General features: G+C 65.5%; 21 protein-coding genes and 1 tRNA gene. 4 read left to right on the top strand and 18 right to left on the bottom strand.

The window, feature by feature from the left end; genetic code table 11:
* Positions 1–169: 169 nt before the first annotated feature.
* Positions 170–934 carry a nigerythrin gene (gene ngr, locus K9U15_RS02245; protein ID WP_123672872.1) on the top strand — a complete coding sequence of 255 codons (765 nt, stop codon included), beginning with the start codon at positions 170–172 and terminating at the stop codon, positions 932–934.
* Positions 935–1222: 288 nt separating this feature from the next.
* Here ngr and K9U15_RS02240 read toward each other — a convergent pair whose 3' ends face one another.
* The 3 genes from K9U15_RS02240 to K9U15_RS02230 form a co-directional block, all read right to left on the bottom strand.
* Entirely contained in the window at positions 1223–1936 is a 714-nt protein-coding gene (locus tag K9U15_RS02240; RefSeq protein WP_080144027.1) for a LytTR family DNA-binding domain-containing protein, read from the bottom strand.
* A 243-nt stretch (positions 1937–2179) separates the two neighbouring features.
* Entirely contained in the window at positions 2180–3061 is an 882-nt protein-coding gene (locus K9U15_RS02235; RefSeq protein WP_123672874.1) for a tyrosine-protein phosphatase, read from the bottom strand.
* Positions 3062–3130: 69 nt separating this feature from the next.
* Positions 3131–4558 (bottom strand): Sapep family Mn(2+)-dependent dipeptidase, encoded by a 1428-nt coding sequence (locus tag K9U15_RS02230; RefSeq protein WP_096227467.1) that lies wholly within the window; start codon positions 4556–4558, stop codon positions 3131–3133.
* A 257-nt stretch (positions 4559–4815) separates the two neighbouring features.
* On the opposite strand from K9U15_RS02230, the gene K9U15_RS02225 reads away from it, so the two are divergent.
* A tRNA-Leu gene (locus K9U15_RS02225) sits at positions 4816–4898 on the top strand.
* A gap of 162 nt (positions 4899–5060) precedes the next feature.
* Here K9U15_RS02225 and K9U15_RS02220 read toward each other — a convergent pair.
* The 14 genes from K9U15_RS02220 to K9U15_RS02155 form a co-directional block, all read right to left on the bottom strand.
* Positions 5061–6494, bottom strand: a complete 1434-nt coding sequence (locus K9U15_RS02220; protein ID WP_096227468.1) for a serpin family protein — start codon at positions 6492–6494, stop codon at positions 5061–5063.
* An 89-nt stretch (positions 6495–6583) separates the two neighbouring features.
* The gene (locus K9U15_RS02215) at positions 6584–6805 is read right to left on the bottom strand and encodes a hypothetical protein (RefSeq protein WP_015539205.1); all 222 of its coding nucleotides are present in this window, start codon (positions 6803–6805) and stop codon (positions 6584–6586) included.
* 259 nt (positions 6806–7064) lie between these two features.
* Positions 7065–8618: a catalase gene (locus K9U15_RS02210; protein ID WP_096227469.1), complete on the bottom strand. Its 1554-nt coding sequence runs from the start codon at positions 8616–8618 to the stop codon at positions 7065–7067.
* 470 nt (positions 8619–9088) lie between these two features.
* The gene (locus tag K9U15_RS02205) at positions 9089–10027 is read right to left on the bottom strand and encodes an aldolase (protein WP_301155536.1); all 939 of its coding nucleotides are present in this window, start codon (positions 10025–10027) and stop codon (positions 9089–9091) included.
* A gap of 218 nt (positions 10028–10245) precedes the next feature.
* Positions 10246–11340, bottom strand: coding sequence for a TM2 domain-containing protein (locus K9U15_RS02200; protein WP_123672875.1), 1095 nt, complete (start codon positions 11338–11340; stop codon positions 10246–10248).
* A 182-nt stretch (positions 11341–11522) separates the two neighbouring features.
* Positions 11523–12335 (bottom strand): TVP38/TMEM64 family protein, encoded by an 813-nt coding sequence (locus K9U15_RS02195; protein WP_227115371.1) that lies wholly within the window; start codon positions 12333–12335, stop codon positions 11523–11525.
* An 8-nt stretch (positions 12336–12343) separates the two neighbouring features.
* Positions 12344–13339 (bottom strand): PRC-barrel domain-containing protein, encoded by a 996-nt coding sequence (locus K9U15_RS02190; protein WP_096227471.1) that lies wholly within the window; start codon positions 13337–13339, stop codon positions 12344–12346.
* Between the two features lie 163 nt (positions 13340–13502).
* Entirely contained in the window at positions 13503–14111 is a 609-nt protein-coding gene (locus K9U15_RS02185; protein WP_087191508.1) for a YtxH domain-containing protein, read from the bottom strand.
* A gap of 138 nt (positions 14112–14249) precedes the next feature.
* The gene (locus K9U15_RS02180) at positions 14250–15242 is read right to left on the bottom strand and encodes a D-alanine--D-alanine ligase (protein ID WP_096227472.1); all 993 of its coding nucleotides are present in this window, start codon (positions 15240–15242) and stop codon (positions 14250–14252) included.
* A 19-nt stretch (positions 15243–15261) separates the two neighbouring features.
* Complete coding sequence (locus K9U15_RS02175) at positions 15262–16527, bottom strand: PLP-dependent aminotransferase family protein (RefSeq protein ID WP_087191506.1); 1266 nt, start codon at positions 16525–16527, stop codon at positions 15262–15264.
* A gap of 4 nt (positions 16528–16531) precedes the next feature.
* Entirely contained in the window at positions 16532–16942 is a 411-nt protein-coding gene (locus tag K9U15_RS02170) for a hypothetical protein (protein WP_123672877.1), read from the bottom strand.
* A complete protein-coding gene (locus tag K9U15_RS02165; RefSeq protein WP_194073872.1) occupies positions 16943–18250 on the bottom strand; it encodes a hypothetical protein in 1308 nt (435 codons plus the stop codon). It abuts the gene before it with no gap.
* 30 nt (positions 18251–18280) lie between these two features.
* Positions 18281–19570 (bottom strand): serine--tRNA ligase, encoded by a 1290-nt coding sequence (gene serS, locus K9U15_RS02160; RefSeq protein ID WP_096227476.1) that lies wholly within the window; start codon positions 19568–19570, stop codon positions 18281–18283.
* A gap of 145 nt (positions 19571–19715) precedes the next feature.
* A complete protein-coding gene (locus K9U15_RS02155) occupies positions 19716–22481 on the bottom strand; it encodes a PAS domain-containing sensor histidine kinase (RefSeq protein WP_123672879.1) in 2766 nt (921 codons plus the stop codon).
* A 165-nt stretch (positions 22482–22646) separates the two neighbouring features.
* On the opposite strand from K9U15_RS02155, the gene K9U15_RS02150 reads away from it, so the two are divergent.
* On the top strand, positions 22647–22847 hold the full coding sequence (locus tag K9U15_RS02150; protein ID WP_087191501.1) for a DUF6724 family protein: 201 nt from the start codon (positions 22647–22649) through the stop codon (positions 22845–22847).
* A 155-nt stretch (positions 22848–23002) separates the two neighbouring features.
* Positions 23003–23878, top strand: coding sequence for a bifunctional hydroxymethylpyrimidine kinase/phosphomethylpyrimidine kinase (locus K9U15_RS02145; RefSeq protein ID WP_096227477.1), 876 nt, complete (start codon positions 23003–23005; stop codon positions 23876–23878).
* Between the two features lie 96 nt (positions 23879–23974).
* Here K9U15_RS02145 and K9U15_RS02140 read toward each other — a convergent pair whose 3' ends face one another.
* The gene (locus K9U15_RS02140) at positions 23975–25390 is read right to left on the bottom strand and encodes an APC family permease (RefSeq protein ID WP_096227478.1); all 1416 of its coding nucleotides are present in this window, start codon (positions 25388–25390) and stop codon (positions 23975–23977) included.
* Between the last annotated feature and the right edge of the window lie 23 nt (positions 25391–25413).

The following is a 25413-nucleotide window of genomic DNA, read 5'->3' as shown; positions in this document are numbered from 1 at the left end:
ACCGCCCAGCGGCTCCTTCCTGAAAGTCCACTAATTCGATTATATTTCTTATTGATTTTTATTACTTATTGATATAAAGTATCAATCATTAGATGAGCGCAGACGAGAGCAGCGCTCACGCGGATCGGGCGGCGCAGAAAGCACCGCCGCTGGAACAGGAGGGGTTTCCATGTCCGATATCTCCCGGCGAAGCTTCATGAGGAACGCGGCTATTGGAGCCGCAACCGTCGGTACGCTCGGCCTGCTGGCCGGCTGCGCGCCCAAGCAGGAAGAGCCCGCGCCTCAGGCGAACGCCGACGCTCCCGCCGACGGCGCTACGGCGAACGTGCTCGACCCGCAAACCATGCCCGACGCGGCCACGGCCAGCAACTTCAACGTGGTTGAGGAAAGCGCCACCACCGTGGGCACGACGCTCGACAACCTGAAAACGGCCATCGAGGGCGAGACGGGCGCCACCACGAAGTACGCCGCATGGGCAAAGGTCGCCGAGAAGGCGGGCTACGACCACATCGCACGCCTGTTCAACTGCACGTCGGATGCCGAGAAGATCCACATCGAGCTGGAGTACAAACTGGCACAGAAACTGGAGCCGGGCTATGAGAAGCCCGAGCCGCCCGAGGTTCCCGAGCACACCGTGGACCTCAACCTCATTGCCGGCACGAACGGCGAGATCTACGAGACGTCGGACATGTACCCCGCGTTCATCAAAGTGGCGCAGGAGGAGCAGAACAACGAGGCCGTGCAGGTGTTCACCCGCGCCAAGCTGGCCGAGGCGTACCACGCCGAGCGCTACCTGGACGCGTACAACACCATCGACACGCCCACGGATGACAAATACTACCTCTGCCCCATCTGCGGCTACATCCACAAGGGCGAGAACTTCACCGCCTGCCCCATCTGCCTGGCACCCAAGGCTTCTTTCAAGGAATACTAGGCTTTCGACCTGCCCTTAACGGGGTCTCTCCCTCAAAGGCCCGGATGCACCCTTGGCGTGCCCGGGCCTTCCCTTACGCGAACGAATATTTCACGTGAAACATTCGGATAAAGAGCGGAAAGGGTCGGAAAAGACGCACTCCAAAGAAACTAAAAAACGATCAGCCCGGTCAAACCAGGCTGATCGTTTTTTAGTTTCTTTGGAGAAGGATGAGCATGGAACGTGGACGGCAGCCCAGCCCGTCCCGGCGAGCAACCCGGCCTGTCCCAGCCGATTCCGTTTCCCGCCCTACAGCCCCAAGGCCTTCTTAAGCGCGGACACGCGGCGGCGGGACACGGGGATCTTCTCGTCCACGGCGTTCAGCGTGAGCAGAAGGGTGCCGCCGGACACCGACTCTATCTCCTCCACCATCGACAGGTTCACCAGGTAGCCGCGGTGCACGCGGAAGAACCCGTGGCCGTCCAGGCGCTTCTCCAGCTGGGCCAGGCTCACCGTGGAGAAGTAGCGGTCCGTGTCGGTCTGCAGGTAGGCATAGTCGTCGCGCGCCATGACGAAGCGGATCTTGTCGATGCCGATGAGTATCTTCTTCCCGCCCTTCTCGACGGGGATGCGCTCGGACTTCTGGGCGGCCACGTGCAGCGACACGTGCTCGCGCACGCGGGAGATGGCCTGCGACAGGCGCTCCGTCTCCACCGGCTTCACCAGGTAGTCGATGGCGCTGACCTTGAACGCCTCGAGCGCGAACTCGCTGTACGCCGTCACGAACACCACGGCGGGCGGGAACTTCAGGTGCTGCAGGGCCTCGGCCAGCTGCAGGCCCGTGGCCTCGGGCATGTTCACGTCCAGGAACATGACGTCGACCGGGTATTCCTTGAGCTTCTCGATAGCCTCGCGCACACTGGCAGCCTCAGCGACCACCTCGGTCTGCCCCAACTCGTCCAGCAGGAACTTCAGTTCAGAGCGCGCAGGAGCCTCATCATCGACGATCATGGCCTTCAACACGTGAACCTCCTAGCTTCCGAACCCCGACATACTTTTCGCCTCTTTCGGCATCATTATAAATCAAGGCAGGCGGAAACTGCGGAGAAGCCCGAATATACGAATTAACTCGACGGTTTCAAGCGGCGAACGTCATGCAGAACGGGAGGCGGCTCGACGCGAGGCGGCGCGGGGCCGCAGCGAAAACACGGCGGCAGCGCGCGCGTCGGCTCCCGCGGGCCCCAAGGCGCCCCCTCCTGCCTTCGCCTAGCCTCTCGGGTCGTCCGTCAGGTAGCGGGCGCGCAAGGTGTCGCGCTTCTCGTCGGTGATGCCCACGGCTTTCTCCACGTAGGCGTCCAACCCGCCGAACTCCCGGTCGATGGCGTCGAGCGCCGCCTGCAGGAAACGCGGGTCGGCCGAATTGATGACCTGGATGCTCTTGTCCAGCTTTCCGGCCAGATGGTAGGTTGCCAGCGCGTCCATGATGTCCTCGGTGCGCGACGCCACGTAGCGGTTCGTGGCCTCGTAGTCCCGCATGATGTCGTCGTGCGAGGCGCCCAGCACGTGCAGCAGCAGCATGGCGGCCAGCCCTGCGCGGTCTTTGCCGATGGTGCAGTGCCACAGCACGGCGCCCTCCTGGGTGTCCAGCACGTCGTCGAAGAAGGAGGCGAAGCCGCGCTGGCTGGCCTCGTCCAGCACCATGCGCTCGTAGATATCCCTCATGATCTGGGCTGGGTCGTCCTGCACGGCGCGCAGCATCTTCAGCGCACCCTTGATGCCGCCCTCGCGCGTCACGCCGAGGGTGGCCGTATTCAGCACCGGAGCGTCCTCGAAGCGCACGCCTTCCATGCCGTCCTCGGGGTCGGGTTTCTCGCGGCGCTCCTCCTCGGTGCGCAGGTCGATGACCGTGCGCACGCCGAAGTCGTCGAGCAGCACCTCCAGGTCGCGCTCTGTCGCACCGGCGAGCGCGCCCGAGCGCAGCAGGCGCGCGTGTTTGACGTAGCGACCGTCGGCCGCGGGGATGCCGCCGATATCGCGCGTGTTCGGCAGCCCCTCCAGCTCGATATGGCCGTCGGATACCTTCTCGAGCCCTTCGGCATCGGCTATGCCGAGCGAGGGGGAGAAATCGTCGGGCACGGTGTCGACCATGGCAGTGCTCCTTCCAAAGACGGAAGCGCCCCGCGCGCTTATCCGGCGGCGGGGCGCTCGCGCAGGCTTCTACTTCAGGTCGAGCTGCATGAGCTTGTCCAACGTGAGCGCGTAGATCTTGAAGGACTGCTTGAGCAGTTCCTCGCTCACGCCCTCGTCGGGACCGTGCATCGTGCCGACCCAGTCCGGATTCTTCTCCCACGGCTTCTCGGGACCGAAGCTCGCCCCGCTCTTGAACTCGCGCGCGTAGGTGCCGCCGCCCATGGTGAACGGCTTGGCGTCCTCTCCCGTGGCCTCGTTGTAGGCGTTCAGCAGCGCCTGGATCACGGGGCTGTCCGGCTTCACCAGGAACGGCTCCATGAGCAGGGTGTTCTCGAACGAACCGCCGATCTCCTCGGCCAGCTGGCGCAGGCGCTCGGTAATCTCGTCCGCCGTGATGGACGTGGGGAAGCGGCTGTCCACCGTCTGCACGAAGCGGTCGTCCTTGAGGGCGATGGTGCCGCCGATAACGGTGAGGGGGCCGAAGTACTCATCGGAGCTCTTGATGCCCACGCCGCTTCCATCCGTGTGGTTGAGCAGCTTCTGGTCCAACTCCAGGAACGCGCGCTCGTCGGCGCCGCACAGACCGTTCTCCAGCAGGTAGTCCACGATGAGGCCGATGGCGTTGACGCCATCGTCGGGCATTGAGGCGTGCGCGCCCTTGCCGGTGGCCTCGAGCCGCGCCCGGCCGGGGCCGGCCTCGGTCACGACGATGCGGTCGGTGTTCTTCAGCTCGTGGGCATCGGCGTTCACAATGGCGTGGGCCAGGCCCGGCACCGCGTTCGTGGCCGCGCCGCCCTCGAACTCCACGACGACGCGCGCGCACGGCTCGATGGGCTTGCTCATGAGCATGCCGTCGTAGCCGCCCTTCTCGCCGTAGCACACGGGGAACTCCGCATCGGGCGTGAACAGGAAGGCCGGGTCGTCGTAGTGCAGGTGGTAGTAGGCCACGTCGGCCATGCCGGATTCCTCGTTCGCGCCGAACAGGAAGCGCACGGTATAGGGGAACTGCGGCGCCTCGCCCTCGTCCTGCAGGTCCTTCCAGAACTTCATAGCGTGCAGGGCCATGACGCTGGGGCCCTTGTCGTCCAGCGTGCCGCGGCCCACAAGGTAGCCGTCCTTGCGCGTGACCTCGTAGGGCTCGAAGGTCCAGCCGGGGCCGGCCGGCACCACGTCCATGTGGCCGATGATGCCCAGCTGCGTGTCGGAGGCGCCGGGGAAGTCGGCGAAGCCGATATAGCCCTCGGCATCATGGGTCTTGAAACCCATGCCGCCCGCCAGCTCGAGCGCCGCTTCGAGCGCCTTCTTGGGGCCGGGGCCGAACGGGGCGCCGTCGGCCTTCTTGTCGTCTTCCTGGAAGCTGGGAATGCGCACGAGCGTGGCGATGTCGTCCACCATGGCGTCCCAGTTCTTCTCGAGGTATGCGTCGATCTTATTCGTCAGTTCGGTTTGGTTCATTGCGTGTCCGCCTCTCGTTCCGAAGATGCGTTTGCAGGCCGCAGCGGCGCTAGCGCCGTCCGGCGACGTTGCCACCATTATGCGCCAAGCGGCAACGGCGCGCCAGACCGTCATGTATATGTTGACCGTTTGCCGAGCGGGCGCCACAAGGTAGCGGCGAGTGCGCAGCGCGAAGAGCCTTCTTGCGATTCGCGCGCACAATTCGCACCAGTTTGCCCTCGACGGCCTACGGGGCATCCGGTATACTTTCACGGTGCGCCCGAGTGGCGGAATGGCAGACGCGGCGGTCTCAAAAACCGTTGTCCTAGACGTGCGGGTTCAAATCCCGCCTCGGGCACCACTTCGCATATCCGAGAACGATCCCGTCAAGGGATCGTTTTTGCATTGGGGAGCGAAAACGCGGAGAGACGGGCGGGGTATTCGTCTCGTCACCTGCATCTTGAGCGGAAGCATGCAACCCAGGATGACAACGAGCAGCGGCGCGCCTTGCGCCATGACGCCCTCACGCCACCGCGTCGGGCTGGGCGCAGAGGCCGGCGAACAGCGGGATGCCCTGACGCGTGCGGATCTCGTACAGGAACGGCCGATCCAAATTGAACTCCAGCTCCTCGATCACCGACGGGTCGGGCAATGCCGACATCTCCATGATGTCCACCTTCGTGTAGGCGCTCGCCTCCACGCCGTTCTCGTCAAGGCCGATGCGGCTTTCCTGCGACACGCTCGACACGTAGGCGGGAGTGTCGGAAAGATTGGAGAAGTCGGCCTGGTCGCCGAACGCTGCGACGACGCCCAGCCGCTCAAGAGCGGGGATCAAGCCATAGGAGCTGTCGAAGGCGAACTTCGGCACACGGTAGGTGACGAATGCCTCGCCGGTGGACTCGCCCGCGAACGCCTCTTCGAGCAGGGCCCCGTCGGCCAGCAGGTCCTGCACGCCCCTGCCCTCGGCGGGCAGCACGAACGTCATCTCGCTGCCGTCCACGAACCCGAGGCTCGCGCGCGTGTAGGCTTCGGTCTGGCGGATCTCCTGCGGACGGTCGAGCCGCTGCACCATGAAGGCCGCCTGCACGTCGCCGCGCTCGGCCGCGAACGCGCCGGGCACAGTGGCCTCCGCGTCGAAGGCCTTAGCCCACTCGCCCTTGAAGTACACGGTATCGATCAACGAGAGCAGCTGGCCCTCCTGGCTTTTGAACGCGGGGTTCAGCGTGCCCTCGGTGTTGTCGGCAATCCACTGCGCCATGGCCTTGTCGGCTGCACCGGTGCCGAAATCGGCCAGGAACAACGAGGCGTAGAACTGGTCGCGCATGGCGTCGACGAACGGCTGCTTGAACTGCGCGTCGGGACGCATCCACACGGAGTTCGCCAGCCTGACGTCAGAAAGGTGGTCGGTGGCCAGCAGGCGCATCAGGTTGCCGCACTGCTCCGCCGTGGCCGCAGCGTCGGAGGAGCTCAGCGCCGCCGCGATCTCGTCGCGTGTCTCGCCGGCGGCGCCCATCTGCGTCATAGCGAGCGCCAGGTACAGGCTGGCCGGCGAGAAGTTACCGTTGGCCTGCGGCTCATCGCCGAGCACCGCGGATGCGCTGCGGTAGGAGAACGCCGAGAGGCCGTCTACGAACGACCCGTCCAGCGCATTCGCGCCCAAGAGCTCGTCTTGCGCTTCGTAGTCGTCGGCCGCCGGCTTCGCGGGGAGCTCTGCGAGCGCAACGGTGGTCACGCCCTCGTAGGAGACCGATCCCGAAGGCTGCGGTACATCGCCTGCCTGGGCGCAGGCGGCCAGCGCGAAGGCGGCCGCCAGCGCGAGCACCGCCGCAAGCACGGCCTTCCGCAGGGGCCTCGCCTTCGCCTGCGCGTGCGATCTTGCCTCATGCAGGCTTGCCTCCGACTGCGCGCGCACCGCACGCACGCTCGGCTTTATCTGCGTGTCTCTTTTCCTCCGCATGCTCCCCGCCTCCCCAAAGCGCAGCGCGCCGGTCGCGTTCGTTCCTTCGCAGGGTAACACGATCCAACGCGCCCGATTGTCGGGAAAAGCTAGAACAGGAAGGCGAGGAACGTCGCGATGCCGCCGGTCACCACCATGATCACCCACACGATGAGCCAAAACAGGCAACCGAACCAAGCGAACAGCTTGCCGCCTTCGCTCCAGCCCCAGCCGTCCTTGCCCATGAACCACGCGGCCAGCACGCCGAACAACCCGCCGAACAATCCCACGCAGAAGTACCCGAACTTGGCCAAACCCGATATCTCGCGCATGGCGGCTCCTTTCGCTTGATGAAAGAGCCAGCATACGCCAAGCCGTCCACCGTGCCACGCGCATCCCCCAACCGTGTCGAACCCGATCTCAACCCGACTACCGCTTGAAGGATACGTCTCTATCAATTCTCACTACAATTTCTCACTTGTCACTGCATGTCGTCACTGATATTTTCAGTGACGACATGCGAAATGGGCTCGTCGAATTCGACGAGCCCATTTTCGATGGCTTGATGAAAGGCTGCCCTCTTCGGATGATTTACGCGCGCACCTCGCCGCCGATCTTCCGGGCGGGGACCTGCTGGCCGGTGGCGGCCATGCGCTCCTCGTGGGTCATCTGCGCCAGCTCGTGCACGCGGTTCTCGTCCACGCCCAGCGCCTCGGCCAGGCGGTCGCCGTATTCGGGGTCGGCCTTGTAGCAGTGGGCGGCGTGGCGCAGGCGGATGTTCTCGGTCACGCCCTCCATGTTGCGCGCGGTGTTGCCGATGAGCGCAGCGCGCTGCGGCTCCTCCATCAGGCGATACAGGTCGCCCGGCTGATAGAACGTGTCATCGGTCGGGTCGTCCGCCGGGTCCCACGCGTCCATCGGACCGAACAGGTCCAGCGGCGGCTCGGCCGCGTCGGCCTGCTGCTGCCACTGCCCGTAGCTGTTGGGCTCGTAGCCGATGGTTCCGCCGAAGTTGCCGTCGGTGCGCATGGCCCCGTCGCGATGGAACTCGGCGTAGGGGCAGCGCGGACGGTTCACCGGGATGTGGTTGTGGTTGACGCCCAGGCGGTAGCGCTGCGCGTCGCCGTATGCGAACAGGCGGCCCTGCAGCAGCTTGTCGGGCGACAGGCCGATGCCCGGCACGAGGTGCGTCGGAGCGAACGCGGCCTGCTCCACCTCGGCGAAGTAGTTCTCGGGATTGCGGTTCAGCTCCAGCGTGCCCACCTCGATGAGGGGGAACTCCTTCTGGCTCCACGTCTTCGTGATGTCGAACGGGTTCTCCTTGTGGTTCTTCGCGGTGGCCTCGTCCATCACCTGGATGCAGAAGCGCCAGCTGGGGAACTCGCCGCGCTCGATGGCACCGAACAAGTCGCGCTGATGGCTCTCGCGGTCGCCCGCGATGATCTGGGCGGCCTCGTCGTCGGTGAGGTTCTTGATGCCCTGGTTGGTCTTGAGGTGGAACTTCACCCACACGCGTTCGTTCTGCTCGTTGATCAGGCTGTAGGTGTGGCTGCCGAAGCCGTGCATGTGGCGGTAGCTGGCCGGGATGCCGCGGTCGGACATGACGATGGTCACCTGGTGCAGCGCCTCGGGCAGGCTCGACCAGAAGTCCCAGTTGCTCTGGGCCGAGTGCATGTTGGTTTTCGGGTCGCGCTTCACCACGTGGTTGAGGTCGATGAACTTCTTCGGATCGCGCAGGAAGAACACCGGCGTGTTGTTGCCCACGAGGTCCCAGTTGCCCTCGGGCGTGTAGAACTTCATGGCGAAGCCGCGGATGTCGCGCTCGGCGTCGGCCGCGCCGCGCTCGCCGGCAACCGTGGAGAAGCGGACGAACACCTCGGTCTCGGCGCCCGGCTGGAACACCTTGGCCTTCGTGTACTGGCTGATATCGCCCGTCACCTTGAAGGTGCCGTACGCGCCCGAGCCCTTCGCGTGCATGCGGCGCTCGGGGATGACCTCGCGGTCGAAGTGCGCGAGCTTCTCGATCATCCAGTTGTCCTGGAGCATCATGGGGCCGCGCTCGCCCGCCGTGAGCGTGTGGTTGTTGTCGGCGACGGGATTGCCTACCTCGTTCGTGAGGCGCGTGGTGTCGGATTCGCTGGCCATGGTATGACCCCTTCCTGGCGGATGCCCCGATGGGCATCGTTCACATCTATCGGTTGCCGCGATCATAGCACCCGAGGAGCTCACTTCACCATATTATTGATAATAATTCTCAATTAGATCACAGTTTCATCAAGCGAATTGATTTTTGAATTTCGAAATAAATCGCAAATGTTAGAGGTGGAGAGACAAGGAGAGGAGCGAAAAGGCGGGGAATGAGCCGTGGAAGGAAGGGGCGAGCCGGGACGAGACGAGCTAGGGGGAGGCTAGTCGGGATGGGGTGTTTCATGTGAAACAGCGTGATGAGCAGGGATATCAGAGTACGTTTCCCTGAGATCGTCCATGATTCGCTGCAGGTGGGTCTCGAAGGTGGGGCCAAGGGCGCTCCCCTTCTCTCGGACCGCGGTAGGCGTATAAAAAGGAAACGGACGCCGAAGCGCCCGTTTCCCTGTTCGCGATGGGAGCCCGAAACCCTACAGAGCGAAATCCTTCTCGCCGTTGAACACGGCAAGGGCGTCGGCGACGGAGTAGTCGGCCAAGGTGATGGCGCTGATGGCCTTCGTCAGGCGGACAGCCTCGTCCAGCGAGCGCTGGTGGATGTTGCGACCGGTGGCGTTGCCCACGGCGCCGCCCGTGTGAATCTGGTCGTAGAGCTGGGTGAGGAACGTCTCGGCGTCTACCGTCGATCCGCCGGCGCACACGAGGCCCGTGCGGCCGGACGCCATCGTGGCCACCTTGAGGGCCTCGGCCGGAGCCGTGCCGTCCTCGGGCTTCGGCGGGTTCACCTTCACGAAGTCGGCGCCGAGGCACAGGGCCACGCCCGCCGCACCGGCGATGAGCGCCGGGTCCTTCTCGGCCGTGACGGCCTTGCCGCGCGGGTAGATCCACAGCACGACCAGCAGGCCGTTGGCATGGGCCTGGGCGATGAGCTCGCCGGCTTCGGCCATCATGGTGCACTCGTACTCGCTGCCCAGGTAGATGGTGTAGCCGATGCCCACCACGTTCACGCCGGCCTCGCGCATGGCAAGCACAGCGTCCAGGTCGTAGAGCTGCGGCGAGTAGGGGTCGTCCTGCTTCGTGCCCACGAGGTTCGTCTTCGAGTTCATCTTAACGAGGTAGTTGATCTCGGGATAGTCGGCCGCGTACTGCGCGATGAGACCGCGCTGGCCGGCGAGCACGCCGCACACGCCCTGGCGGCCGATCTCAAAGAGGTGCTGCGGCTCGGCGTCGGCAATGTCGATGCCCTCGCCGTAGAAGTCCTTGTTGAGGTGCTCGATCTTCTGATCGCAGGCGAACAGCATGAGGCGGCCCGTTCCGCGGGTGGCCTTCAGGTAGTTCGCGATGTACTCGTCGCGGGACTCCGGCATGACGTCGGCCGGCACCCTCACCTGGTCACGAGTAATTTGGGGCATGATTTCCTCCTTATAGGATCTCAGTCGCAAGGCAACGCTGCCTTAATCGATGAAGTTATTCTAGCCAATGGACGGAACCGCCCGCGTTGCTCCACCGAAAAACCGGGGAACTATCAGGCGAGCGGGCGTTTGGCAGTTGGACGATGGCAGACGCCCGGCAAAGCGCTTCGTGCAGGGGCGCTCCGAGGCCTTTCGGCTGTCGGGAGGCCGTCGGAACCTTAGAACCACTCGCGCTTGTTTACCACGTACATCTGCTCGAACTCGGACTGGGACTTCGTCAGGTAGAGTATGCCCTCGATGATGCCGATGACCCACATGACGCCGCCCGCCAGGCCGAACGTGAACAAGCTGCCCAGAATGGTGACGGCAAGCATGATGAAGCCGGCCGTATTGTAGCCCAGGTAGAACTTGTGGATGCCCAACGCGCCCAGGAAGATGGCGAGCAGGCCGGCGGCCACATGATCCTTCGTCGCGATGACAGGCTGCTGGTACGGCTGCTGGTAATAGGGTTGCTGGTAGCCGTAATACGGCTGCTGCGGAGGCACGGCTCCAGGACCCGCATGGGGCGTCTGGCCGTAGGGTGCGGCATAACCGCCGTAGGGTTGCTGGGGCTGCGGCGGTTGCTGGGGATTCTGGTAGGAGCCTTGGCCAGGTGCAGGAGGCACGGGACCGGGCACCGTCGAGCCGGTGGGCGGAACGTACGGCGCATCATAGGATGCACCCGACGGGGGCGTCGGCTGCGAACCGAGCGACGGATCCGCTGCGGGAGCCGTCGTGTAGGGAACCCATTCGGGCGTCGGCTCGCCTTGCACCGGAATGGCGGCCGTGTCGGCCGGGGAGGCCGGCGCCGGCTCGGGCGCATCGTTCGAGGAAGGCTCGCCGCTTGCAGGCTCATCGAAGCCGGAATAATCCGGAGCGTCGCCAGCCGCAGGCGTATCCGCCTCGTCCACCGCGCACGCAGGCGCATCGCCAGCATCATCCGAAGCAGCCTCGGCAGGCGTATCTCCGTCCGCCACGGAATCGCCCTGCACGTCATCGTCAGCCGCGGCCACCGCCTCTGCCTCGAAGATGACGGCCTCGATCTCGGCGGTATCCTCGTCCACGACGACAGCGGCCACGCCGAAGGCCTCGGCGGGCTCCCCGTCGCCGGCGGCATCGGACGGAGCGGCACCCGGCTTGACGGCGGGGTGCTCGCCCTTGAGCTCGGCAAGGCGCGCGCGTGCCGCCTCGAGCGTTTCCTGTGCAGCGCGAAGCTCGGCTTCAGCAGCGGCGACCTCGTCCGATGCGCTGCCGTTCTGTTCGTTGAGGTTCATAACATGCCTCTCTTATCGTGAGGTTCCAAGGTGATAGCGCCATGGTATCCGGCCGTACGGCTCTGACGGTAAACCGTCACCGTGTCGTTGCCCTCTGTATACCATCGTTAAGGTTTCCGTTGCCGAAAGTTCCGAAAGCGCGCACCCGTCGCGCCGTACGACGTGGCTGGTGCGCGCTGCGCCTACTTGTCGCGGTGCGACCGCTTCTCCAGGAATTTCATGATGCGCTTCTGGAACACGATGCCCAGCACCGCGATAACCGCGGCCACGGCGAACAGGACGGCGCTCTCTGCGAAGCGCCCGTCGATGAGCCCGTCGGCAGCGTACGTCGACACGAGGATGCCGGGTATGCGCCCGATGTTCGACAGCAGCAGGAACGTGCGCATGTTCATGTCCGTGAGGGGCACCAGGTAGGTGAACGTGTCCTTCGGCAAGCCGGGGATAAGGAACAGGATGAACACCACGATGCTCAGCTTCCCCGTCTTCTCGAAGGCGCGGAACTTTTCCAGGTACTTCGTGGGCACCATGCTCTGCACGAACGGCGCGCCCAGCTTGTGCACGAGCGCGAAGATGAACGCGCTGGAAACGACGCAGCCCATCAGGATGATGAGCGCGCCCAACCACGGCCCGTACAGCATGCCGGCCGCTATCTGCACGACCTCGCCCGGGATGAACGCCACCACGATCTGCAGGAACTGAAGCCCCAGCAGGATGAGGAAGCCCACCGGCCCTGCGCCGCGCACGTCCGCGATGACGCGGTCGATGCCGCCCGGCTCGAAGATGTCGGCCACATACGGCCAGATGAGCAGGCAGATAATCACCATAATGGCGAAGAATGCGATCAGGCCGACGAACTTGAAGATGTCGCCCTTCTCCATCTTGTGGCCGTGCACGGTCGTCTCCTGCTGCGCCTTCTCGTGCAGCTCGTGCGTGCGTTCGGCCGCCTTCTGCTTCAGTTTGCCGGTATCGAATTCATGCGTTGGTTTCTGCGTCAATGGTATGCCTAATCGTCGTGGCGCGCTTTGTCGTACTCTTCTTTGAATGCGGAGAACATGTTCTTCTTGGGCGCCGGTTTCTTGGCGGACTGCTTCTTGGTCGCAGCTTGCTTGGCGGGGGCTTTCTCGGCCTGCGATGACGGTTCAGGCAGTTCATCCGCTTCGAGCTCGCCTGTCTTCTCCAGAGCCTTTTCCTGCGAGGGCTTCGGGCCGCGCGCCTTGTCGTATTCCTCCTTGAAGCCGGAGAACATGCCCTTCGTGGCGGCGATCTGCTTGCCTGTGGCGTACGCGCCCTTGTTCACCACCTCGCCGGTCTTCTTGGCGGCGGCGCTGGCGACGGGCTTTGCCTTGTCGACGGCGGTATGGGCCTTGTCCACTACCACGGCCGTGGCCTCGCCAGCCTTCTCGGCCAGGCCGCCTTCCACGGCGATGTCGCGCGCCTCGTCGGCCACGAGGATGGCGCCGAGCACCACCTCTTCGGACTCCTCGCCCTCCTCGCCCGTTTGGGCGAGAGCTGCGCCCATGCCGCGCTTGAAGCCCTTCACGAGATTGGCCGGAATCTCGCGCTTGCCCAGCAGCGCATTGGCCGTCGCACCGCTGTCGGTGGTGACGGAGGCGATAGCCCCTGTCCTGCGATCGAACGCCACGGAACCCACCACGCCGAGCGTATCCCCGTCCTCGGTCATGACGGGCAGCCCCACCCACAGCACGCACGCGTCCCAGTCAACGCCGAGCTCCTTGCAGGCGGCGCGGTTGGTGGCAGCCGGATCGTTGCTCACCACGATGCGGCCGTCCTCTATCTCGTAGCCGTTAACGGCCACGAACAGGTCTTTGCGACGAAACATCCACAGCAGGTCGGGGCGCTTCACCACGAAGCCCACGACGCGCTTCTCCTTGGGGTGGAACACGAAACGACGCACCTTGCCGATGCGCTTCGTGCCCTTCTTCCCGCCGACGACGCGCACGCCCGTGAGCTCGTCGGTCGTGATAAGTTTGTTGGCCATGTTCGATCTTCCCCCAGGCGCGCAGCTGTGTAGCGGCGCGGCTCTCTCAGGCCGCGTCGGCCGCTGTCTTCCTGCGTGCCGATGACGCGAAGGGGGCATGCGGAAGCCGGACGGTCATCGCCGTCCGGCTTGGCGCGGTGCACCCTTCATTCGTGCAGGCTACTTAGTTCTCTTTGCTCTCGGCAGGGCCCTTGTCGACCGGGACCTCCGTGTCGCCGGCGATCTTGCCGGCGGCCGACTCGGCGGCGTTCGTCGCGGTATCGGCGGCTTCCTTGGCCTTGCCGGCCACGTTGTCCACCGCCTCGTGCGCGTTGTCGGCGGCTACGGGGATCTTGTCGCTCACGGCGTCATGCGCCTGCTCGGCGTTCTTGGCCACCTGGGCCGCGATGCGCTGGCGGGCAGCCTCGATCTTCTCGCGCAGGTCGTCGTTCTTCTCGGAGAACACCGGCTTGATGTTGTCGGCAGCTTCCTGCACGCGCGCACTGGCGGCGCCGTACAGCTCCTGGCCCTTGGTCTGGGCGTCCTGAACGGCCTGCTGGCCCTTGGCGGCCACGTCGTGCACGACCTCCTGGCCCTTGGACGTGGCGTCCTGGTACACCTGCTGCGCCTTGTCAGACGCCTGCGCGCCCAACTCCTGGGCCTCGCCCCACGCCGCGTTCATCTTGTCGGTGACCATGGCGCGCGTCTCATAGCCCGAGCGGGGAGCGTACAGCAGTGCGACGGCAGCGCCGACCAAACCGCCGATGAGGAAGGTTCCTACCTTGTTGCCCATATCTGCCTCCTAAAGGAATGTCCTGGACGTTTGTCGATCAGCCCATTATAGGGGCACCCGCCAACCACCAGTAGGGAAAACACGAGCGCTCTATGATTCAGTTGCCGTTTCGTTGCCAGAAGCGAAAGCGCCGCGATACTACTTCGCGTACTGGGATACCAGCTCGTTCAGCACGCTGGAGAGGGACAGGCCGGCGGCGGCGCAGGCGGCGGGGAACAGGGAGCGCTCGGCCATGCCGGGCGACACGTTCACCTCGAAGACGCGGGCCTGGGCGCCGTCCCAGATGAGGTCGATGCGGGCTAGGTCGCGGGCGTTGTAGGCGCGGTACACCTCCAGCGCGGCGCGCTCGATCTCGGCGCGGATGGCCTGGGCGTCGCCCTCGTCGTCGGACAGCGAGGCGGGGCGCACGGGCGCGAAGTACTGCACGGCGCCGGGCTCCATGCGCGCCTCGGTGCCGTAGAGGCCCTTCGTGGGCACGATCTCCACCGGCGGCAGCGCGTAGGCGTCCCAGCCGGTGCCGAGCACCGACACGGCCATCTCCACGCCGTCCACCCACTGCTCGATGACCACGGCCTCGTCGAACGAGAGCGCGTCGAGGATGGCCTCGCCCAGATCGTCGACGGAATCCACCTTGTGCACGCCCAGGGCGGAGCCTCCATGCGCGGGCTTCACGGCCACGGGGAAGCCGCCGATCACGCGTTCCTGCACCAGATCGAGCGCCGTGGCCGCGCCCATGTCCTTGAACGCGTCACGCGCCAGGTAGATGCCCTGCGGCCACGAGGCGACCGGCGCTTCTCCGGTGATAGCGCGGTACGTGGCCAGCTCGTAGTGCATGGAGTCCTTGTTCCACGAGCGATGGCACACGTGCGACGGCGAGCCGATGAAGGGGATGTCCAGGAACTCGAGCAGGCTTTGAATGGTGCCATCCTCGCCGTGCTTGCCGTGCAGGGCGCTGTAGCACACGTCGGGGCGCTCGCTGCGCAGCGTGGGCACCAGCTCGCCCGTGGTGTCGAGCGGCACCGCCTTGTGGCCGGCCTCTTCGAGCGCAGCACACACATTCTTGCCACTGGCCAGGGAAAACTCGCGCTCGAACGAAGCGCCGCCCATCAACACTGCAACTTTGAGGCCCATCGATAACTCCTTGTTCGGCTTATTCGGCTTTGATGGCGCCCGCCTCCAGGAAGGCGCGGTAGAGCTCCAGGCGGTCGTTGATGACGGCGGCGAGGCGCTTGACGGCCTCGGCGAGGTTCTCGGGGCTCTCGTAGCAGAACGCGATGCGCATGCAGTTCTTGCCGGCGGAGCCGCCGGGATAGAAGCCGTCGCCCGGCGTGTACGTCACGCCCCTCTCCAGCGCCACGGACAGCATGGAGCCGGTATCCACGTACGGCGGCAGCGTCACCCACACGAAGAAGCCGCCTTCGGGGCGCGTCCAGGTGGCCTCGGCCGGGAAGTGCTCGTCCAGCGCGGCCAGCATGGCGTCGCGTCGCGTGCGGTAGGTTTTCACGAACTTCTGCAGCGTCTTCTGCCACGGGGTGTCGGTGAAGTAGTGCTCCACCACCACCTGGTTGAAGGCGCTCCCGCAGAGGTCGGTGCCCTGCTTCACCAGGTTGATCTTCGCCAGCACGCTCTTCGGCGCCACGATCCAGCCGGTGCGCAGGCCCGGCGCGAACACCTTCGACACGGTGCCGAGGTACACGACGTCGTCCGAGAGCGCCTTCAGCGGCAGCACGTGGCCGCCGTCGTAGCGCAGGCGGCCGTAGGGGTCGTCCTCCACCACCATGAAGCCGTACTCCTCCGACAGCTCCAGCAGGCGCTTGCGGCGGGCGGGCACCATGGTCACGCCGCCGGGATTCTGGAAGTTCGGGATGGTGTAGAGGAACTTCAGGCGCGGGTTGCCCTTGCCGATGCGTGCGAGCTCTTCCTCCAGCAGGTCCATGCGCATGCCCTCGTCGTCGAAGGGGATGCAGCGGATGTCGGGCTCGTAGGCGGAAAACGCCTGCAGCGCGCCCAGGTAGGTGGGGCCCTCGGCCAGCACGATGTCGCCCGGGTTCAGGAACGTCTTGGCAATGAGGTCGAGCGCCTCTTGAGCGCCCGTGGTTATCATGACGTTCTCGGGCTTGGCGCGCACGCCGATGTCGCGCATGAGGTCGCAGAACACCTGCTTCGTCTCCACGCGGCCGTCGGTGGAGCCGTACTGCAGCGCCACGGCACGCTCGTCGTCGCACGCGGCGCGCGCGGCCGTGCGGATGGCGGAGTGCGGCAGCAGCGACACGTCGGGCATGCCGCCGGAGAGCGAGATGATGTTGGGGTTCGACGCGGCGGCGAACAGGTCGCGCACGGCGGAAGAGCGCATCTTCACGACGCGTTCGGCAATCTTGTCGCCCGTCTGGTCGAATGTGAGGTGTGCCGTAGTCATTGCGTTAGAGTACCACCGCTTCGTTCAGAAAGCGCGCCGCGTCGCGAAAAGCCCGCAAAGCTACCAAATCGTCGGTGAATCTCACCTCGATGTGCGCCCGCCCGGCGTTTTCGTCCGTCCACCTGGTGATGCCCACGTAGGCGGTGTCGGGGGACGCATCAGGAGGCGCCGCCTGCGTCTGCAGGTCGATGACGAGGTGCTCCAGCAAATGCGGCAGCGACGTGGCCTCCATGACGGCGCCGAACGTGTCGCCCGCCCCGTTCACGCAGGCATGGCGCGGCAGGTTGGGGAACGACGCGCACACGCGGGCGGCGAGCACGGGATCGGTGGTGCGCGGCGCCTGAGCGGCAAGGGCCACGTCGCAGCCGATGCGTCCCGCACCCACCACGAGGCGCTCGATGGCGAGGGCGTCCAATCAGGCACCCGCGTCGTTCACGTCGTTCAGGTCGAACAGATTGTCGGGCGCGGGGGAATTCGAACCCGGGCCGTTGGACGGGGAGGCATTCGAGTTCGAGGCGCCGGCGTTGGCGGCGTTCCCGCCGTCCGCGTTGGCGCCGCTGCCGCCGGCATCCCCGCTGGAACCCGCATCGCCGGCGGGCGCGTCGGTGCCCGTGCCGCCCGCATCCGCGGAGGCGCCGCCGTTCGCACCCGCATCGCCTGCCGAGCCGTTGGCAGCGTCGGACGAACCGGCCCCCGGGGCGCCGTTTGCCAGGTCGCCTGCTGCACCTGCGGCAAGCCCCTCGTCGTTACGCGGCTGCGCCGCAGCGTCGTGCGAGACGCGCGCGAGAACGGTGATGCCCTCCCCCGCCTCCGGCTGCGCCGGGGCCTGCCCCTGCACGAAGCGCACGAGCCCGTCCCACATCCAGCCGATATCCTCGAACAGCGTGGACAGGGCGGAGTAAGAGGACCCCTCCGTCACCACGAGCTGCGACCGATCGGCCGAGAAGCGGTAGCGGCCAGATCCCTCCATGTTCCCGAACGTGAACTCGATGGTCTTGGCCGTAGGATCGATGGTGTAGGCGTAGGCCACGTCGTCGGTGAGCATGATAGACGCGCCGTCGATCACGATCACCCGCGTCGTGCCGTCAACCTGCCACTCTCCCTGCAGCTCGCGCGCGTCGTCGTAACGCAGCCAGCGGTCCCACGAGAACCCGGCCGCGGCAACCAGCAGCACCGCCAGCACGCCGAGCGCCACGCACCAGGGCCAGCGGCGCCGGCCTCCTGCGTGCTTGCGCGGCGCGCCCTCGCGGGACGGGGCTGCCTCCGCATCCTCGCCCGTTCCGGCCGCGGCGCTCGCCTGCTTCTCGAGACGCCCGCTCTGTCCTGGTGCGCCCTTCCGCTTCGCCGCCTTTTTCGACCGCGCGCCAGTCGATGCCGAGGCTTCCGCCGGCGCCGGCGGAACGGCAACCTTGCGCGCAGAGGCAACGGACGGCTTGGGCTTCGCGCCGCCCGCCTTGGCCGCGCCCTCGGCAGGACCCTTGGCGGGGCCTTTTGCCAGGCCCTCGACCGCACGCTTGGCCGAGCTTTTGGCCGCATCCGCCGAAGCTGCCTTCGCCGGAACCTCGGCGGGCTCCTTCTCCACGCCCTTCGCCGGGCTTTTGGGCGCGGCCTTAACCGGACTTGTGGCGGAAGCCTTCGCCGAAACGCCAGGTGCGGCCTTCGCCGCGTCCGGCGTGCTAGAGATCTTCTTTGCGTTCTTTACCGACTTGCGCTTCGTTACCACGCGCTTCGCCCCTGACCGAGCCCGCCGCGCCTATTCGGGCGCGATGACCTCGACGCCGCCCATGTAGGGAACCAGCACGTCGGGCACGCGCACGGTGCCGTCGGCCTGCTGGTAGTTCTCGATGACGGCGGCCATCGTGCGGCCAACCGCCAGACCCGAGCCGTTCAACGTGTGCACGAAGCGCGAGCCCTTGAAGTTCGCGGGGTCGCGGTACTTGATGTTCGCGCGGCGCGCCTGGAAGTCCGTGCAGTTCGAGCAGGACGAGATCTCCTTGTAGCCGTTGTACGACGGCAGCCACACCTCGAGGTCGTACGTCTTGGCGGCCGAGAACCCGATGTCGCCCGTGCACAGGCTGATCACGCGGTACGGCAGGCCCAGCAGCTGCAGGATGTTCTCGGCGTCGGCCACCATGGCCTCCAGGTCGTCGAAGCTCTCCTCGGGCTTGGCGTACTTCACCATCTCCACCTTGTCGAACTGGTGCACGCGGATGAGCCCGCGCGTGTCGCGGCCGGCGCTGCCCGCCTCCTCGCGGAAGCACGGGGTGAACGCGCAGTACTTGAGCGGCAGCTGTCCGGCGTCGAGCACCTCGCCGGCGTGGATGTTCGTGAGCTGCACCTCGGCCGTGGGGATGAGGTAGAGGCCCTCGGTGGTGTGGAACAGGTCCTCCTCGAACTTCGGCAGCTGGCCCGTGCCGGTGAGCGTCTCGGCGTTGGCCATGGCCGGGCACCACCATTCCTTGTAGCCGCGCGAGGAGTGCGTGTCGGCCATGAAGTTGATGAGGGCGCGCTCCAGGCGGGCGCCCAGGCCGCCCAGCAGGATGAAGCGGCTGCGCGCGAGCTTCACCGCGCGCTCGAAGTCGATGATGCCGAGCTCCGGCCCCAGGTCCCAGTGCGGTTTCATCTCGAAGCCCTCGGCGGCGAAGTCGCGCGGCGTGCCCCAGCGGCGCACCTCGGGGTTGTCGTCCTCGCTCTCGCCCACGGGCGTGGAGTCGGCCGGCATGTTCGGCGTGGCCAGCAGCAGGTCGCGCAGGGCCTCGTCGGCGGCTTCGCGCTCCTTGCCGATCACGGCCAGCTCGTCGTTGATGGCGCGCACGCGCTCCTTGGCAGCCTCGGCCTCGTCTTTCTGGCCGGCGCCCATCATGGCGCCGATGGACTTCGAGGCGGCGTTGCGCTCGGCCTGCAGCGCCTCCTCCTTCGCGATGGCGGCACGACGGGTCTCGTCCAGTTCGGAGAAGCGAGCGGCATCCCACGAGGCATGGCGGTTTTCCATCGCCTCGGCGACGGCTGCCTGGTTGTCGCGGACGAACTTGATGTCTAGCATGACGCGCTCCTTCTCGGTAGGACCCGGTTATCGTTTCAGTATAACTTCAGTATATCGCACCCACGAGCGCCTCATGCAATCCTTCACTCGCTCGGCATGTTCCCGGCCAGTTCCGCAAGCAGCGCCTCTTTCGCCCGCGCGCCCGCTAGCTGCGGCGCTTTTGAAGGTGGATGGCTATCTCCTTGAGCACGCGACGCATGTCGATGGGCTTGGACAGGTGGGCGTCCATGCCGCACTCCAGCGAGGCGCGCACGTCCTCTGCGAAGGCGTTCGCCGACATGGCGATGATGGGCACGTCGGCGGCGTCGGTACGCGGGAGCGCGCGAATGCAACGGGTGGCTTCGTAACCGTCCATCACCGGCATCTGCACGTCCATGAGCACCACGTCGTAGTAGCCCGGTTCGGACTCGGCGAACAGGCGGCACGCCTCCTCGCCGTTCTCGGCCCACTCAACCTCCAGGCCGGACTCGCCCAGAAGCTCGCAGGCTATCTCGGCGTTCAAGTCGTTGTCCTCGGCCAGCAGCACGCGCGTGCCCGCGAGGCTCGCCGCCGTGGGCAGAGGGGCCGTCGCGGGGCCGTCGGGCCGCAGCAGGGGCGACCTCGTGGCCGACGGGAGAGACAACGAGGACGGCGCGGGCACACGCGACGCCGTTCCGTACAGGCCGTCGAAAGCCACCTCGGTTAAGTGCGATTGCGGTTGCTTCTGCGGCCGACCCGACACGTCGAGCGAGCCCTCCCACGCATCGCCCGCCCGCTCGGCCGCCGCCAGCGCGCGGCGCTCGGGCTCGAACGCCAGCCGCAGGTTCACCGTGATGGTGAACGTCGTGCCCTGGTCGACCGCGGTGCGCACGTGTATGTCGCCGCCCATCATGGTAACGATGTTCTTCACGATGGGCATGCCGAGACCCGTACCCTGCACGTTCGCGCGCCCCTCCATAACGAACGGCTCGAACAGGTGCTCGTGGAACTCCTCGGTCATGCCGATGCCATCGTCGGCCACCACGAAGGTCACGCAGCGGTAGGCTACGATCGAGTCTGCGTCGATGGATGCCTCCAGCCTCACATGGCCGCCCGGCCGCGTGTACTTCACGGAATTCGTCAACAGGTTGATGAGGAGCTGGCGCAGGCGCACGGCGTCGCCCACGAACACCTCGTCGTCTTCGGGAACGACCACCTCGAAGGCCTGGCCCTTCTGCTCGCATTGCGGGCCGATGACGGCGGCCGCGCGCTCCAAAAGCACCGACAAGCGGAACGGCTCGCTCGTTAGCACCATCTTCCCGCTCTCGATCTTCGAGATGTCCAGCACGTCGTTGATGAGGTTGAGCAGATGGTCGGACGCCGCACCGATTTTCCGCAGGCTCTCCTCGGTCCTCTCGGCATCGTCGGTATGCAGCTTCGCTATCTGCAGCATGCCTATGATGGCGTTCATAGGCGTGCGTATCTCATGGCTCATACGCGAGAGAAATTCGGATTTCGCCTGGTTGGCGGCCTCGGCGGCCGTCATGGCATCCTTCATGGACAGCTGCAGCTCCTTCTCGGTGGTAACGTCGCGCAACACCACCAGGATGCGCTGCTTGCCCTCGTAGCTCAAGGGGCTGGCAGAATACGCTATCCACCGCACCTTGCCTGTCTGCAGGTGCACGAATGAGAACTGGCCCTGTTGCGGGGCCTGCACTGCACCTTCGCGCAGGCGGTCCAGCAGGCCGCGGCCCTGCTCCGACAGCTGCAGCTCGTCGGCGACGCGGGGGTCTGCGATGATCTCGGGCATGGTGAAGCCCAGGATGCGCGCAGCCTTCGCCACGATGGGCGTGACGGTACCGTCTACGGGGCAGTACAGGTTAACCGCCATATCCAAGCTGTCGGACAGGGCCTTGTACAGGCGCGACTTCATGGCCACGTTGCGCTCGAGCATGCGCTTGCGATACGAGGAGAACATGAGCGCGATGACGGCGGCGAAGCACAGCACTACCACGGCGAACACCACCTGGAACGCGGTGAGCACGATAGACGCCTCGGCGCGCACGTTCTCCACGGGTATGACGTTGCATACGTACCAGCTGCCCTCTCCCACCGGCGCCACGCACACGTAGCTGTCCTTGCCGTCAACGAACCCGACGGCAAGCCCCGTCTCGCCCGCCGCGACCGTCTCGTCCAACGTGGGCAGATCTTCCGCATCTTCGCCGAACGACAAGGCCATCATCTCCGTCATGCCGTCGTCGGGAGGTCGCTCGTATTCCGCCGCCTGGTCGAGGAACGAGTAGACCGTCATGCCGCTGTTCACCGGCGTTTTCGTGTCTTCGATAGGAGGCACGAGTATCTCGCCCGTCGTCCCTTGGAACAGCATGAAGTAGCCGCGTCCGTCGAACATGTCCAACTGCTTGCTCATGGAGAACATGGACAGGGGAATCTGCACGTACAGCGCGCCTATCTGCTGCCCATCGAGATAGAGGGGACGCTGTGCCAGGCGCACGCGGCGGCCATCGTCCAGCTCGAACGTGGAGGAGTACGAGTCCTTGCCCTGCGAGAGGGCCGTTTCGGGCTGGGCCATCTCTTCCACGGAGAACGGCGTGCCGTCCGAGAGGACCCCTCGGCCATCCATGCCCGAGAACGCAACCTCGGCAAAGCCGAACTGGTCGCGCAGGCCCTGCAGCGCCGGCACGACGGTGACCGGATCGGCCGATTGCACCTCGAACGCCCCGATAGCGTTCTGCACGATGAAGATGCGGTCTGCGACATTGGAGGCGGCTTGCTGCGTGAACGTGACCACCTGCTGCTCGGCTCCCTGCTTGAGCTTCTGGTCGATGTAACCCATGAGCCCGAGCGAGGTGCCCAGGACAACAACCGCTGCCAAGGCGGCGACGATATAGAGAGCGAGCCGCCTGCCGCGTCCCGCCTGGTTTCCAGCGCGCATGCGCCCACCTTCGCAGTCTTCAGTTGGTGCGTTCACGTATATGAAGGATTCTCGTCGTGGAGGTATCCCGAATTTGCACGGGCATAGTATACTCTACCCGCAAAACTTAATCGGAGAAGTGACGCCTGCGGGCGGACTTTGCGTAGATAGGACGAAGAGGCTGCCATGGACTTCGGTCAACTGTACCATTTCCTGTTCGAGACGTTCGAGGGCATCGGATGCCTGATCGCCATCGGGCTGGTCATCAGCATAATAGCCTGCATTATCATGGAGAGGCGTACGCGCAAGCGCTTCGTCAGCCGCGAGGCCGAAGAAGACGATTGGTCGTTCTTCGACGATGATGACGACGAGGAGAAGGACCAGTAACAGAAGCTCCTACCGCATCGGTTCGAGCAGAGGACACCAACGGGCGCCCACGGCGCCCGTTTTCAACTTGGCAACGGTTCGAGCCGCCCACCCGCCGCATCGTACCATTGCCAGACAACGAGCCAGACACCGACCCCTTCGAGAAAGAGCGAACCATGAGCGAAACCACCCTGTACTCCCGCGAAGGCGACTACATCCCGCGCGTTGCCGCCGTGCACGACCTGTGCGGCTACGGCAAGTGCTCGCTGGGCGTGGCCATTCCCGTGCTGTCGGCCGCTGGTTGCGACGTGTGCCCCGTGCCCACCGGCCTGTTCTCGTCGCACACGGCGTTCCCCGGCTGGTACATGCACGACACCACCTCCATGCTGAAGGACTACCTGGCGGCCTGGAAGAACATCGGCGTGGAGATCGATGCGGTGTACTCCGGTTTCTTGGGCGCGCCCGAGCAGGTGGACCGCATCCGCGACCTGTATGCCCTGTACCCCGCCGCGCTGCGCGTGGTCGACCCGGTGATGGCCGACCACGGCAAGGTGTACCCCACCTACACGCCCGAGCTCTGCGACGCCATGGCCGAGCTGGCCTGCGGCGCCGACATCCTCACGCCGAACCTGACGGAGGCCGCCATCATCCTGGGCGAGCCCATCGGCGACGAGTGGGCCGGCACGGACATCTCGGACGAGGAGGCGCACCGGTTGGTGGACGCGCTGGTTGCGAAGGGCGCGAAGCACGTGGTGCTCAAGGGCATCCAGCGCGAGGGCGAGACGTGCATCCGCAACTTCGTGGGCGGCGTTGACATGGACACCGTGGAGGTGCACAACGAGTACCTGCCCTACATGCTGCACGGCACCGGCGACCTGTACGCATCGTGCCTGATGGCTGCCGTCATGGCGGGCCGCACGCTGGAGGAGGCCGTGCGCTTCGCCGGCGACTTCGTGCACGACGCCATGATCGTGAGTGCGAAGCAGCCCGAGTTCCGCGACCGCGGCGTGAGCTTCGAGCCCCTGCTGGGAAAGGTGTGCGAACTGCTGTAGAGGGACGCGATCGCATCACGCAGTCGACAGGCGACGCCCTCGGGATTGGGTTCCCGAGGGCGTTTTTGCGCTATGCTCCAGCGGGCGGTTGGGGCGCTACACCTCCAGGTCGACGTTCTTCTTCATCACCTTGTGCAGCACGAAATAGTACGCGATGCCGGCGACGACCCAGATGATGCCCATGGTCTTGGACGCCGGGTCGAGGCTGATCCACGTGTAGCCCACGATGATGAAGCCCAGAAGCGGCAGGATGAGGTGCGTGAACACCTTGCCGTCGCGCTCTTTGATAAAGAAGTGCCACACCACCGTCACGTGCAGCACGCAGAACGACGTGAGCGCGCCGAAGTTCACGAGGCGCGAGATGGCGTCGATGCCCAGCTGCTCGAACACGATGACCAGCACGAGCGACAGCGCGCCCACGAACGCGGCTGCCACGTAGGGCGTCTTGAACTTGGGATGCACCTTTGCAAGCGCCTTCGGCAGGTTGCCGTCGCGGCTCATGGCGAACAGGATGCGGCTGATGGCCGTCTGAGCGGCCAGCGAGTTGAAGATGCCCCACGCGATGGCCGTGGCCAGCGCGCACAGCACGTAGAGGAACTTGCCGCCGGCAACCTCGGCCACCAGGTAGAACGCGTTGTCGGGGTCGTTCGCGAACACGGCGCCGTCGGGGCTGATGCAGCCCGCGATGTAGGTTTGCAGCATGAACAGGAAGCCCACGATCAGGAGCGACCCCACCATGGCCTTCGACGGGCCCTTCTTCGCGTCCTTGGCCTCCTCGGACAGCGTGGCGATGCCGTCGAAGCCGAGGAACGACAGCACGCCCAGCGACACGGCGCTCATCACCAGGCCGGGGTTGAACGTCTCGGGGTTGTAGAACGGCTGGATGGTGAAGCCGTTGGACAGCGGGTCGGTGGCGATCCACAGCGCGCCCATGACCACGAACACGCCCAGGCACAGTATCTCCAGCACCACGGCCACGCGGTCGACGATGACCGTGAGCTCGATGCCGCGGATGTTCACGAACGTGTTGATGGCCACGAACAGGATGCCCCAGATGAGCGCGGGCACCTCGGGCACGATGCCGCTCATGGCCTGCGCGGCCACCACGTACAGCAGCGTGGGCACCAGCAGGTAGTCCAGCAGCATGGTCCAGCCGGTCACGAAGCCCACCGGCTTGTTGATGCCGCGGCTGGTGTAGCCGTACACCGAGCCGGACACGGGGAACGCCTGCGAGAGGGTGGCGTAGGAGAACGCCGTGAAGATCATGGCCACCATGCCCACCAGGTACACGAGCGCGGGCATGCCGCCCGAGTCGCCGAACACGCCGCCGTAGATTCCGAACGGCGCGATGGGCACCATGAAGATGAGCCCGTACACCAGCATGTCGGGCACGGACATGGCGCGCTTGAGCTCCTGCTTGTAGCCCATGGCCTCCAGCGCGGCCTCGGAGGCGGCGCTTTGGGATTGGGCCGCGTCGTTGGCGGACGAGACCGCCTTCTGCTCTTCAGTCATTGGATCCCCCCTGTTTTCTTGGT

Source organism: Gordonibacter sp. RACS_AR68, assembly GCF_030418485.1.
In the GTDB taxonomy this organism is placed as follows: Bacteria; Actinomycetota; Coriobacteriia; order Coriobacteriales; family Eggerthellaceae; genus Gordonibacter; species Gordonibacter urolithinfaciens.
Note: the sequence above shows the minus strand (reverse complement) of the source record. Positions and strands in the feature narration are given on the sequence as shown.

Coding starts and splice junctions, on each gene's coding strand:
- K9U15_RS02175 (WP_087191506.1), bottom strand. CDS start 16,527: ATGACTACGGCACACCTCACATTCGACCAGACGGGCGACAAGATTGCC.
- K9U15_RS02220 (WP_096227468.1), bottom strand. CDS start 6,494: ATGCGGAGGAAAAGAGACACGCAGATAAAGCCGAGCGTGCGTGCGGTG.
- K9U15_RS02140 (WP_096227478.1), bottom strand. CDS start 25,390: ATGACTGAAGAGCAGAAGGCGGTCTCGTCCGCCAACGACGCGGCCCAA.
- K9U15_RS02210 (WP_096227469.1), bottom strand. CDS start 8,618: ATGGCCAGCGAATCCGACACCACGCGCCTCACGAACGAGGTAGGCAAT.
- K9U15_RS02200 (WP_123672875.1), bottom strand. CDS start 11,340: ATGAACCTCAACGAACAGAACGGCAGCGCATCGGACGAGGTCGCCGCT.
- serS (WP_096227476.1), bottom strand. CDS start 19,570: ATGCTAGACATCAAGTTCGTCCGCGACAACCAGGCAGCCGTCGCCGAG.
- K9U15_RS02180 (WP_096227472.1), bottom strand. CDS start 15,242: ATGGGCCTCAAAGTTGCAGTGTTGATGGGCGGCGCTTCGTTCGAGCGC.
- K9U15_RS02215 (WP_015539205.1), bottom strand. CDS start 6,805: ATGCGCGAGATATCGGGTTTGGCCAAGTTCGGGTACTTCTGCGTGGGA.
- K9U15_RS02230 (WP_096227467.1), bottom strand. CDS start 4,558: ATGAACCAAACCGAACTGACGAATAAGATCGACGCATACCTCGAGAAG.
- K9U15_RS02150 (WP_087191501.1), top strand. CDS start 22,647: ATGGACTTCGGTCAACTGTACCATTTCCTGTTCGAGACGTTCGAGGGC.
- K9U15_RS02235 (WP_123672874.1), bottom strand. CDS start 3,061: ATGGTCGACACCGTGCCCGACGATTTCTCCCCCTCGCTCGGCATAGCC.
- K9U15_RS02205 (WP_301155536.1), bottom strand. CDS start 10,027: ATGCCCCAAATTACTCGTGACCAGGTGAGGGTGCCGGCCGACGTCATG.
- ngr (WP_123672872.1), top strand. CDS start 170: ATGTCCGATATCTCCCGGCGAAGCTTCATGAGGAACGCGGCTATTGGA.
- K9U15_RS02190 (WP_096227471.1), bottom strand. CDS start 13,339: ATGGCCAACAAACTTATCACGACCGACGAGCTCACGGGCGTGCGCGTC.
- K9U15_RS02185 (WP_087191508.1), bottom strand. CDS start 14,111: ATGGGCAACAAGGTAGGAACCTTCCTCATCGGCGGTTTGGTCGGCGCT.
- K9U15_RS02155 (WP_123672879.1), bottom strand. CDS start 22,481: ATGCGCGCTGGAAACCAGGCGGGACGCGGCAGGCGGCTCGCTCTCTAT.
- K9U15_RS02145 (WP_096227477.1), top strand. CDS start 23,003: ATGAGCGAAACCACCCTGTACTCCCGCGAAGGCGACTACATCCCGCGC.